We start from the raw sequence: 11,617 nt of genomic DNA, 5'->3' as shown, positions 1-11,617 counted from the left end.
TTGGAAATCCCTTAACCGCGTGGGGTCGTGGCAGCCAGTTTCACAGCCGTACCCGGTGCAACCCTGGCAGGCGCGACTTGGGGCAGGTTGCTGGCTTCCAGCGCTTGGCGTTGTTGTGCGAGTGCCGCGAGGGTTTGTTCGCTGGCCATCGGAATCACTTCAGGGGTGACCGGTGAACCAGGACGTACCCGTTGCAGGCCCTTGACGATGATGGTGTCGTCCTTGTTCAGGCCGCTGCGCACGATGCGCAAGCCTTCAATCTTCGGACCCAGTTCCACCGCGCGGTAGGCGGTCTTGCTGTCACCATCCATCACGATCACGAACTTCTTGCCCAGGTCGGTACCGACCGCTTCATCGTTGATCAGCATGGCGCTGTAGGTGCCGCTGCCCACCAGTTTCAGGCGTGCATACAGGCCGGGGGTGTAGCTGCCATCGCTGTTGTCGAACACGGCGCGACCACGGATGGTGCCGGTTTTCGGGTTGACCTGGTTGTCGACGAAGTTCATGACGCCCTGGTGCGGGTTGCCGTCTTCGTTGGACAGGCCCATGTAAACCGGAGTGGTGGCGCCGCGCTTGCCCTGGCGAGCAAGTTCCGTGTACTTGAGGAACACACGTTCGTCCGCGTCGAAGTAGGCGTACACCTTGTCGGTGGAGACCACGCTGGTCAGCGGAGTAGTGTCAGCGGTCACCAGGTTGCCGGCGGTGATTTCCGCACGACTGACGCGGCCGCTGATCGGCGCGGTGACGCGGGTGAAGCTCAGGTTCAATTTAGCCAGATCAAGCTGCGCTTGCAGGGCGCCGACGGCGGCGCGGGCTTCCTGTGCGGCGCTGGTACGCGAGTCAGCCAGTTCGGCGGAAATGGCGTTGCTGGTGCGCAGGCGCTCACCGCGCTGGGCTTCGTTTTCGCTGCGGGTGGCGTTGGCGCGCGATTGTGCAACCAGTGCTTCGAGGCGGCGGACCTCAGCCTGGAACGGACGCGGGTCGATCTGGAACAGCAGGTCGCCTTTCTTGACCAGGGCGCCTTCAGTGAAGGCCACTTCATCGATCTGGCCGGAGACCCGTGGACGAATCTCGACGGTTTCCGGCGCTTCGAGGCGGCCGGTGAATTCGTCCCATTCGTTGACCGGTTGCTCCAGCACCTTGGCCACACTGACCTTGGCTGCTGGCATGCTGGCGGCGGTTTCCGGGGCCTTGCCGCAGGCGCTGATCACCACTACGGCCAATAAAGCCAACGGGAAGCGCAAATGTTTGAGTGACTGTTCCATGGATGCATCCGCCAATGTGTTGAGATTGGCGAATGATGCGCGGCGGGTTTGTATCTCACGAATCGAATGGGGCGAAGGTAACTATCATTCGGAATGATATGAGACCCCAGCCAGCCCTCTAGCCTGCGCCTTGCGTTCGGTCGTCATCAACTGGATTGATGACAATTGTGTGTTGCATTGGATGCAATAGTCAGGAGGGAGACCGAGGTGCGGCCATCGCGAGCAGGCTCGCTCCTACACTGAATCTTTGTCGTTCCCAAATCCCTGGGGGAGCGGCGGTGCGGCGATCCGACTTGCCTGCGCTGTGCCAATTTCGTCACCGCCAATGCCCAAACCCATCAAGCCATAACGCCTCGGATAGACCACTCTGACCAGTCTGTCCAAGGAGATGACCATGATCCGACTGACCCTGATCGAAGCCCGTGAGTTGGCCGAATCGATCTTGTTGCACAACGGTTTTAATCTTGCCCATGCACAAGCGGTGGCGGCGACGGTGGTGGTTGGCGAGCGTGATGGCTGTGCCTCCCACGGTTTGTACCGGATTCTGGGGTGTGTGAATTCCCTGCGGGCCGGCAAGGTGTCAGCCGATGCCGAGCCACAGGTGATCGACCAGGCGCCGTCGATTGTGCGGGTGGATGCTGGCGGTGGCTTTTCGCAGTTGGCGTTTCAGGCGGGGTTGCCGTTGCTGGCGCAGAAAACCCGGGCCAACGGCATTGCGGCGTTGGCAATCAACCGCTGTGTACATTTCTCGGCGCTGTGGGTGGAGATCGAGCAGCTGACTGCTGCCGGTCTGGTGGCACTGGCGTGTAATCCGAGCCACGCCTGGGTGGCGCCGGCCGGAGGACGACTGCCGGTGTTCGGCACCAATCCCATTGCCTTCGGTTGGCCGCGTGCGGGGCAAGATCCGTTTGTGTTCGACTTCGCCACCAGCGCGATTGCCCGTGGAGATATCGAACTGCACCGGCGTGCCGGCAAGGCGATTCCCGAAGGTTGGGGCGTCGACGCCCAAGGCCAGCCGACCACCGATGCCAACGTGGTGCTCGACAGCGGCGCGATGCTGACGTTCGGCGGGCACAAGGGTTCGGCGCTGGCGGCAATGGTGGAGTTGATTGCCGGGCCGCTGATTGGTGACCTGACCAGTGCCGAGTCGTTGACTTACGACGGGGGCAGCAAGTCGTCGCCGTACCATGGCGAGTTGATCATCGCCCTGGACCCTCGGCGCTTTCTGGGGGACGCCACTGAAGAGCATTTGGCCCGGGCCGAAACGTTGTTCCAGGGCATTGAAGGGCAGGGCGCACGCTTACCGTCGCAACGACGTTACGCGGCGCGGGTACGCAGCCTGGTGGAAGGTGTGCAAATTCCCGAGGCGCTGTACAACGACCTCAAGGCCTTGCTCGCCTGATTGAATCAAAGTGCTCAATCCTGTGGGAGCAACTGTCTGAACCCTGCCATACGTCACCGCCATTCGGTGCCGTCGCGCAGCATGGCATTCAGCCTGATCAGTAGTACCCGCATGCAGACAAGAGCGCGACTTTCGCGCTCTTGCAAAGGGTAAGGGCAAAAGATCGCAGTCTGCGGCAGCACCTGCAGGAACAGTATCCATCCGTTAATGACGGGTGAATGCGGTCGGTGCAGGCGCTGGCGAAGCCTGCGATCTTTCGGGGCCATCAAGCCAAAGAGTCACCCCGGCGCGGGGTGGCTGGTACGGCTGCGTCCACGGCAGCAACCCGCGCCGCCGACTCGGCATCCACCTGGCGCAATGACTTGCCGCGGGTCTCGCGGGTCAGGCCGACAGCCACCACGGAAATCAGCGCGGCGCCCACCAGATACCAGGCGATCGGAGTCGAGCTGTGGTACTTGTTGAGCAAGGTGATGGCGATCAGCGGTGCCAGGGAACCGGCGAAGATCGGCGCCACCTGGTAGCACAGGGACAGAGCGGTGTAGCGTACGTGGGTCGGGAACAGTTCAGCCATCAGCGCCGAGTAAGGCGCGTAAGTCATCGACTCGATGGCCAGGCCCAGAGTGATGGCGGCCATGATCAGCCAGTTGTTGCCGGTGTCCATCATCGGGAAACCGATGAAACTCCAGAACGCTGTGAGCACCGCGCCGGTCAGGTACACCGGTTTGCGCCCGACGATGTCCGACAGATAGCCCATCAGCGGGATCAGGAAAAAGTGCACCAGGTGCGCGCCGAACATCAGCAGCAGAATTTGCGAAGTGTCCTTGTGCACCACCAGTTTCAGATAGGTAATCGAGAACGTCACCACGGTGTAGTAGAGGATGTTCTCGGCAAAGCGTGCGCCGATTCCCACCAGCACCGAACGCCAGTGATGACGCAGCACTTGCACCACACCGAGCTGTTGCTGTTTGGTCTGTGCCTGACGGGCCTGGGCTTCCTTGAAGATCGGCGCGTCATCGACACTGGTGCGAATCCAGTAACCGATCAACACGACTACCGCCGAGAACCAGAACGCCACGCGCCAGCCCCAGGCAAGGAACTGTTGCTCTGACAGGTTCGACGACAACAGCAGCAGGGCGACCGTGGCCACCAGGTTGCCGGCCGGCACCCCGGCTTGCGGCCAACTGGCCCAGAAACCCCGACGATTGTCCGGGCAGTGCTCGGACACCAGCAGAATCGCGCCGCCCCATTCGCCACCGAAAGCGAAGCCCTGGATCAACCGCAACAGCACCAGTAGCACCGGCGCTGCGTAACCGATCTGGTCGAAGCCAGGCAGGCAACCCATCAGGAAGGTGGTGATGCCGACCACTACCAGGCTCAGTTGCAGCAGGCGTTTGCGGCCGAATTTGTCACCGTAGTGACCGAATACCAAACCGCCCAACGGCCGGGCGAGAAAGCCGACCGCGTACAAGGCAAAGGCGGCGATGATGCCGTCGATGGGGCTGTCGGTCTGGCGGAAGAACAGCTGACCGAAGACCAGCGCCGAGGCGGTGCCGTAGAGAAAGAACTCATACCATTCGGCGACGGTGCCAGCCATGGCGGCGGCCACTACGCGTTTGAGTCCCGAGGGTGTGGTTGCGCTTTGCGTGTGTTGAGGATTCGACATGCTGACGTACCTTGTTAAGGCGCAAAAAAAACGGGCGGCCGGGCGGGGCCAGTAGAGGCCCGCCCGGCAATCACTCAGAGACCGACGTCCGGTAGTTCCGGGCGGTTGGCCAACGCCTTGGCCATGATCTGCTCGACAAATACGCGATCGGCTTCCGGCAGGGCCAGGCGTGGCGGACGGGTCAAGGCGCTGCCGCGACCGGCGATGGCTTCACACAGCTTGATGCACTGCACCAGGTCGGCACGGGCATCGAGGTGCAGGATCGGCATCAGCCATTCGTAGATCGGCATGGCTTCGGCGAAACGACCGGCCTTGGCCAGGCGGAAGATGGTTTCGCCTTCTTTCGGGAACACGTTGGACATGCCCGAGACCCAACCTTCGGCACCCACGGCGATGCTTTCCAGCACCACGTCGTCGAGGCCGGCGAACAGCACGAAACGGTCACCGACTTCGTTGCGCACGTCGATGAAGCGGCGGGTGTCGCCGGAAGAATCCTTGAAGCACACCACGTTGTCGCAGTCGGCAAGGGAAATCAGGATGTCCGGGGTGACGTCGTTCTTATAGATAGGTGGGTTGTTGTAGACCATCAGCGGCACGTCGGCGTTTTTCGCCACGTAGCGGTAATGCTCGGCGGTCTCGAACGGCTTGGAACCGTAGACCAGCGCCGGCATCAACATCACGCCATCGACGCCGACCCGGCGTACGGCATTGGCGACCTTGGCCGCTTGTATGCTGGTGAACTCGGCCACGCCGCAAATCACCGGTACGCGACCACGGGCGGCATCGACAGCGACTTCAGTCACGGCGATTTTCTCTTCGGCGGTCAGCGAGGTGTTTTCACCCACCGAGCCGCAGACCACCAGGCCTGAAACGCCGTCGCGGATCACGTTGGAAATCACCTGATGGGTTTTTTCCAGGTTGATAGAGTAGTCATCGTTGAATTGAGTGGTCACCGCTGGGAAGACGCCACTCCAGTTAATGCGCTTGCTCATTGTTGTCTCCGATTCGTTAATAGTATTTCGTATACGACATTTAAAATGACAATGCTCGGCTAGTGCTTTTTCTGGTTTTCGGGGTTTTTTACGGGCCGATGGTCTGGGGGGCAGGGGTTGCGTGATCAGGCGCCGGGCCAAGTGTCGGACAGGCGATAGCCTTGTGGCCACGGATCGCTTGGGTCGAGCAGCAATTGATGGGTGCCGGTGATCCACGCCCGGCCGGAAATGCACGGGTAAATCGCGGCGCGGCCGGCGACTTCGGTCAACGAATCAATGCGGCAGTGGAACTCGGAGCCGATAATCGAACGGCCGACAAAGCACTCGCCAACCTGCATCAAGCCTTTGGCCTGCAACACCGCCATGCGCGCCGAGCAACCAGTGCCGGTGGGGGAGCGGTCGATCTTGCCCGGTTGAATCACCACCGCATTGGCGCCGGTGGCGACGCCGTTCTCATGGACGATCGGCGCGGCGATCTGGCAGAAGGAAATGTGCGACCACTCGGGATTCAGCGGATGCACGAAGCCCAGTTGTTCGTTGGCCGCCCGAGTGATTTTCCGCCCGACCGCCACCAGATCGGCCGCTTCATCCGGGCGGATGGAGAAACCCAGGCCTTTGGCATCGGCAATCACAAAACTGTCGCCACCATAAGCGGTGTCAACCTTCAGCGAGCCGATGCCTTCGACTTCAATCCACGCATCCAGTCGATCCGCGAAGGACGGCACGTTTTTCACTTCCACCCGTTGCACCTTGCCATCCCGGCAGTCGGCCACGGCTTCGATCAGGCCGCCGGGCGCTTCCAGCACCAGGCGGGTTTGCGGCTCGGTCATGGGCAGGATGCCGCTGTCGAGCAATACGGTGGCGACGCACAACGAGTTGGAGCCGGACATCGGCGGGGTGTCCGCCGGTTCCATGATGATCCAGGCCATCTGCGCCCGTGGGTCCTTGGCCGGAACCAGCAGGTTGACGTGGCGGAACACGCCGCCGCGGGGTTCGTTGAGGACGAAGTTGCGCAGGGTTTCGTCCCGGGCGATCCAGCGCGACTGTTCCCACACGGTGGCGCCTGGCGGCGGGGCGACACCGCCCACGATCACGTCGCCGACTTCGCCTTCGGCGTGGCAGCTGACTACATGAATGACTTTTGATGAACGCATGACTTGATCCTTGTTTTTTCTGTTAGGACCTCGATCACTGTAGGAGCTGGCTTGCCAGCGAAGATTGCAAGGACGACGCGTTTATCCAGCATGCACGTGTCATCGTTGACGTTCATCGCTGGCAAGCCAGCTCCTACAGGATTGCTTTGGCCTTGGGTTATTTCACTGATTTCAGAAACTCTGCAGTCTCCGCACGCACCGGATTGCCAATCACCTGATCCGGCGAACCAATCTCATGCACCAGGCCATTGCGGAAGAACGCCACGCGGTCGGACACGTCCCGGGCAAAGCGGATTTCGTGGGTCACCAACACCATGGTCATGCCGTCTTCGGCGAGCATGCGCATGGTGTCCAGCACTTCACCTACCAACTGCGGATCGAGGGCCGAGGTGGCTTCGTCAAACAGCATGTAGTCCGGTGACATGGCCAGGGCGCGGGCGATGGCCATGCGTTGTTGCTGTCCACCGGACAGCTTGCCAGGGAAGGTCTTGAGCTTGTCGCCCAGACCGACGTGGGTCAGTTGCTTCACCGCCAGCTCTTCAGCTTCAGCCTTGCTTTTGCCCAGCACTTTGCGCGGCGCGAGCATGACGTTTTCCAGCACCGTCAGGTGCGGGAAGGCATTCCATTGCTGGAACACAATGCCGATTTTCTGCCGCAGGCGATTGAGGTCGGTGGCGCTGTGATGGACCTCGACGCCGTCAACGCGGATATTGCCTTTCTGGATCGGTTCCAGGCCGTTGATGCACATCAGCAAGGTCGATTTGCCGGAGCCGGAGCCGCCGATGATCGACACCACTTCACCCTTGTTCACCGTCAGGTTGACGCCCTTGACCACTTCGAGGTTGCCGAAGGATTTATGTACGTTGTCGATCTCAATCATTTTCTTGCCACCTTCTTTCCAGACGAGCGCCCAGGCGTGCGACCACCAGGCTCATGACGTAGTAGATAAGGCCCGCGATGCACAGCACCAGCAACGGTTCCTGGATGCGGGTGACGATGGTTTGCGAGGCGCGCAGCAGTTCGACGATGCCGATCCACATCACCAGCGCAGTGTCTTTCATTACACCGAGCACCAGGTTCAGCCAGCCGGGGAACGCTACCCGGGTGGCCATCGGCAGAACGATCCAGCGCAAGTCCTGCAAGAAGCTCAGCCCCAGCGAACGGCTGGCCCGGCGCACGGTGAACGGCACCGCCAGCACGCCGGCACGCACGATCTCGGTGAAGTACGCCGCAGCGTAAACCCCCAACACAATGCAGCCGACGCTAAAGGCGCTGATGTTCAAACCGATGATGCTTTTGAGTGAGTTGAACAGTACGAACTGGATCAGCAACGGCACGCTGCGAAACACGTCCAGCACCCAGGCCAACGGCCGGCTGGCCCGTGGCAACAAGGCCCGCAGCAGGCCGAAGACCAACCCGGCCAAGGAGCCGAGAATGATCGACCAGAACGTCAGTTGCATCGTGACCCACGCACCGTTGAGCAGGAACATCAGGTCATTCGAGGAAAAATCGGTGGAAAACATGGACAGCTCCTCAGTAACGGAACAACCGCCAGGCCATCAGCCGGGCTGCCGCGACGATCGCCTTGGCAATCAAGTAATACAGCACCGCCGCGATGGCGAAATACTCGAAGGTGCGGAAGGTTTTGACGTTGTATTCCTGGGTCACACCGGTCAGGTCATTGTTTAGTCCGACGATCACCCCCAGCGACGTCATCAACACCGCCCAGACCATCTGATTGGTCAGCGGGTAGAACACGATCCGTAGCAGTTGCGGGACGATGATCATGCGGTAGGCCTGGAAGGCACTCATGCCGAGGGAACGCGCCGCACGCACCTGCGTGTCAGGCACGGCCTTGAGGCCGCCGCGAAAGTTCTCCGCCAGATACCCGGCATTGTTGAAGGTGATCCCGGCCAGCAGGGCGAACCAGGAACTGACGTGCAGGTTCAGCGAGCCGAGGCCGAAGTAGAGGATGTAGATCTGGAACAGCGACGGGGTGTTGCGGGCAATCGATACCCAACCGTTGCCGAACCCGCGCAGTAATGGGTGTTTGGCCTCGCGCATCACCGTCAGGACCAGGGCGATCAGCACGCCGAAGATCATCGACAGCGCGGCGGTTTCGAAAGTGACGATGGCACCGGCAAGCATGTCCGGCAGGGCGCGCAAGGCGGAGCGCCATTGGAAGCTGTAGTCAAACATGTGCAGGGGTCTCCAGTAGGGCCGCAGGTTGTAACCAGGCCGGCAAACGTCCGCTGGCCGTTGCGGTGCAGGCCGCGTCGACGCATTCGGCAAGGCTGGCGAAGTGCACCTTGCGGCCGACCAGGCCCGGTGCGTAGTGGGCGTATTTGCCCGAGTTGGTCATCAGGGTTTTAGCCGCCAGGGGGATTACGGGTTCGCCGAGCATGCACCAGCAGGTGTCGGTGACCAGGGTCGCGCCAAACGCTTCGATCACGGCGATGTGCCCGGCCTCGCGGGCCTGCTCCAACACGGCACGGCCGCAGGTGATGGCAAGCACCACATCCGGGTGTCTTTGTCGTCCCCGGCACAGTCGCGCCAGGTGAGCGAACTCGCTGAGGGAAAAGTGCGGGTTACCCAGCGACACGACATCCACCCGGCTATCGCGAGCACTGTTGAGTTCGCGCCAACTCGGCAGCAGGTCCTTCAGGCGGATTTTTTCCACGGCAATGGCAGTGTCCGCATCCAGTACCTGCGCCGGGTCAATGGCCTCCGGGGTGACCCCGGCGATGTGGAACAGTGGTGCCGCAGAGGTGGTGGCGAAGGCCGCGCCAAAGGCTTTGAGGTCGTCCAGGCTTGGCTTGCGTTTTTCCAGTCCCAGCACCAGCGGCACGCGACTGCCGGCCAGGGCACCAATGTGGTAACCCAGCAGCGGGTAGAAGGCATCGTCCAGTTCACCGAGGGCAGGCAGCTCGAGCTGCAACCGGGCCTTGCGTTGCGCGTCCAGGTGGCAGCCGATCAGCGGGGCGCGACCGGTGAGGGCGATGCTGATGTCCAGGTAATCCGGGTATTTCAGGGTGCGTGCACCGAGCACGCTGTTGGCGTAGACCACTGCGTTGGATTCCGCCCAGACGATTTGCTCGCCAGCCTTCGGTGCAGTGTCGAGCAGGTACGGCGCGCAGGTGAAACTGAGCTGTGCGCCCATCGCCATATAGGCATCGCCCAAGGCACTGGCCGGTTCACCCAGTGCCGGATCGATACCCAGTTCGCGCCAACGGCGCTGGTCGACGGAAATTGAATTGAGGGTGGTGGGCACTCGCACTTTTGCTCCCCATTGCACCAGTTGCCCGGCAAAGCGCAGGCTCGCCGGTCCGGTGTAAATGCAGCCGTCGATGTGTGCTTGAGTGACATCCACCAAGTGGTCGGCACCCTGCAGTTCGGCCATACGCAGGACGATCTGCATGGCCATTTGCGCGGCCTTGCCATGCCGGCCATCGAGCAGCGCCCGATCGTGCTCGGTGAGCCTGATCGAGGCGGTGCTGTCAGTGTTTGGTAATGGGCTGTCGAGCGCCTGCCAGGCGTCGCCCGGCAGGTGATCGAACAGGCTCAGCGTTGTATTTTCGACCCGGGCGAAGACCTGGCCGCGAAAGGCGGCGAAGGCCTCCAGACCGATGCACAGCACCGGCAGGGAACGGGCAAAAATGGTCTGCGCCACCAGCACGCCCAAGGTCAGGATCTCGTCGGCTTCGGCCAGCACCAATGCCGCCGGTGCATGGCCGTTGCTGATCAGTTCCATCAACACACTGCTGCCGGTGCACGAGCCGCGACCACTGGGAATCGCCAGCACGCGGTCGGCCAGGTGTTGGCCGCTGAGCGGGTGATGGCGGTCGATGACTTCACCCGTGCAGGGGTCGACTCCGCCCCAGAAACTCAAGCCGACATCGGCGAACAGCAGGGCGCCTTGCGCGGCACCCGCCACCAGGCTGCGTCCGGTCAGAGAAATTGGCCCAGGCATGCCGGACATCTCAGTAGTAGACCTGAGGCACGGTCAGGTTGGTCGGCGGGATCTCGGTGCCGACCCATTTAACGAACAGCTCCTTGTAGCGACCGTTGCGCACTTGTTGGTTGACGAACAGGTTGAGGTAGTTGAGCAGGCCGTACTCGCTGCGCTTGGCACCCAGGGACACGTAGTCGATGACGTACGGGGCGTTACCGGCGACTTTCAGGTTTTTGTATTTGCCCGACTTGAGGGTGGCGGCGGCCACGGTGTTGGTGACGACAGTGGCATCGATGTGGCCTTGGGCGACGGCCAGCAGGGTATCGCTCTGCGACTGGTAGGCTCGGAAACTGCCCGAGCCCCAGTTCTTCACGTCTTTCTCCAGGGCGATGGCCTCATAGGTGCCGCTGGTGTTGCCCACGGCTTTGCCCTTGAGGTCGTCGAAGCCGTTGATGCCGGTGTCGTCGCGGGTCAGCACCACCATCTGGAAGGCAAAGTAGGGCACGGTCAGGCCAACGGTCTTGGCGCGTTCGAGGGTGTCGGAGGTGGACGCGACGATCACGTCAGCCCGCCCGGAGACCAGTGCCGGAATGCGATCCGGGAACGGCGTTTCCACCACTTCGGCCTCGACCCCGAGGATCTTCGCCAGGTCGTGGCAATAGTCCACATCGAAGCCGGCCGGCGAGTTGCTGGCATCGCGAAAGCCCATGGGCGGGAAGTCCAGGGTCACGGCGCAGCGCAGCTTGCCTGAACCGATGATGTCGTCGAGCTTGTCGGCTTGGGCAGTGGCGATAAAGGAGGTACTGAGAACAGCGCTGAGGGCTACGGCAAATGCGGGGTTTTTCATAGAGGCCTCGTTGATGTGAAGTGCTGTTAAATATCGTATCGTGGATTTCGAATACGATATTAACAATAGCAATCAGCGTGCCTATTTCCAGTCCGAGGGGTGAATTTAGTTGTCAGGCCTTGGCGTAGAGGTTTTGTAGCGCTGCAACCCGTAACGCGGTGACGCCAAGGCAGTGAGGACAGGTGTTACATATGGGAGCAGCGGTAGCGTGGGCGCACCTTTAAGAAACACTGGTCAATGCTGTGTGCGGCCTTGAACCACCGATGTCAGAACGATCGCTGAAGATCAAAAGATCGCAGGCTTCGCCAGCTCCTGCACCGAACCTCAGGGGCAGAGCACTTT

At 61.4% G+C, this 11,617-nt stretch carries 10 protein-coding genes; 1 reads left to right on the top strand and 9 read right to left on the bottom strand.

What is annotated here, in order from left to right; translation table 11 throughout:
* Window positions 1-11: 11 nt before the first annotated feature.
* Window positions 12-1,265, bottom strand: coding sequence for a multidrug efflux RND transporter periplasmic adaptor subunit MexE (gene mexE, locus RS887_RS21735; RefSeq protein ID WP_322616971.1), 1,254 nt, complete (start codon window positions 1,263-1,265; stop codon window positions 12-14).
* Between the two features lie 394 nt (window positions 1,266-1,659).
* On the opposite strand from mexE, the gene RS887_RS21730 reads away from it, so the two are divergent.
* Window positions 1,660-2,667, top strand: coding sequence for an Ldh family oxidoreductase (locus RS887_RS21730; RefSeq protein ID WP_322616970.1), 1,008 nt, complete (start codon window positions 1,660-1,662; stop codon window positions 2,665-2,667).
* A 265-nt stretch (window positions 2,668-2,932) separates the two neighbouring features.
* Here the strand turns inward: RS887_RS21730 and abaF are convergent, their stop codons facing one another.
* The 8 genes from abaF to RS887_RS21690 all read right to left on the bottom strand — a co-directional run bounded on the left by abaF (window position 2,933) and on the right by RS887_RS21690 (window position 11,275).
* The gene (gene abaF, locus RS887_RS21725; protein ID WP_322616969.1) at window positions 2,933-4,330 is read right to left on the bottom strand and encodes a fosfomycin efflux MFS transporter AbaF; all 1,398 of its coding nucleotides are present in this window, start codon (window positions 4,328-4,330) and stop codon (window positions 2,933-2,935) included.
* Window positions 4,331-4,404: 74 nt separating this feature from the next.
* Complete coding sequence (locus RS887_RS21720) at window positions 4,405-5,322, bottom strand: dihydrodipicolinate synthase family protein (RefSeq protein WP_008018644.1); 918 nt, start codon at window positions 5,320-5,322, stop codon at window positions 4,405-4,407.
* A gap of 125 nt (window positions 5,323-5,447) precedes the next feature.
* Window positions 5,448-6,476, bottom strand: coding sequence for a trans-3-hydroxy-L-proline dehydratase (locus tag RS887_RS21715; RefSeq protein WP_322616968.1), 1,029 nt, complete (start codon window positions 6,474-6,476; stop codon window positions 5,448-5,450).
* 157 nt (window positions 6,477-6,633) lie between these two features.
* A complete protein-coding gene (locus RS887_RS21710) occupies window positions 6,634-7,356 on the bottom strand; it encodes an amino acid ABC transporter ATP-binding protein (protein WP_008018646.1) in 723 nt (240 codons plus the stop codon).
* A complete protein-coding gene (locus RS887_RS21705; RefSeq protein WP_008018647.1) occupies window positions 7,349-7,999 on the bottom strand; it encodes an amino acid ABC transporter permease in 651 nt (216 codons plus the stop codon). The genes RS887_RS21710 and RS887_RS21705 overlap by 8 nt, the downstream gene beginning before the upstream one ends.
* Before the next feature lie 10 nt (window positions 8,000-8,009).
* Window positions 8,010-8,675: an amino acid ABC transporter permease gene (locus tag RS887_RS21700; protein ID WP_322616967.1), complete on the bottom strand. Its 666-nt coding sequence runs from the start codon at window positions 8,673-8,675 to the stop codon at window positions 8,010-8,012.
* Window positions 8,668-10,446 carry an aconitase X gene (locus RS887_RS21695; protein WP_322616966.1) on the bottom strand — a complete coding sequence of 593 codons (1,779 nt, stop codon included), beginning with the start codon at window positions 10,444-10,446 and terminating at the stop codon, window positions 8,668-8,670. The genes RS887_RS21700 and RS887_RS21695 overlap by 8 nt, the downstream gene beginning before the upstream one ends.
* 10 nt (window positions 10,447-10,456) lie before the next feature.
* Window positions 10,457-11,275, bottom strand: a complete 819-nt coding sequence (locus RS887_RS21690; RefSeq protein WP_322616965.1) for a transporter substrate-binding domain-containing protein — start codon at window positions 11,273-11,275, stop codon at window positions 10,457-10,459.
* Between the last annotated feature and the right edge of the window lie 342 nt (window positions 11,276-11,617).

Source organism: Pseudomonas sp. BIC9C, from assembly GCF_034541995.1.
GTDB lineage: Bacteria > Pseudomonadota > Gammaproteobacteria > Pseudomonadales > Pseudomonadaceae > Aquipseudomonas > Aquipseudomonas fluorescens_CC.
This window is presented reverse-complemented; position numbering and strand designations above follow the sequence as displayed.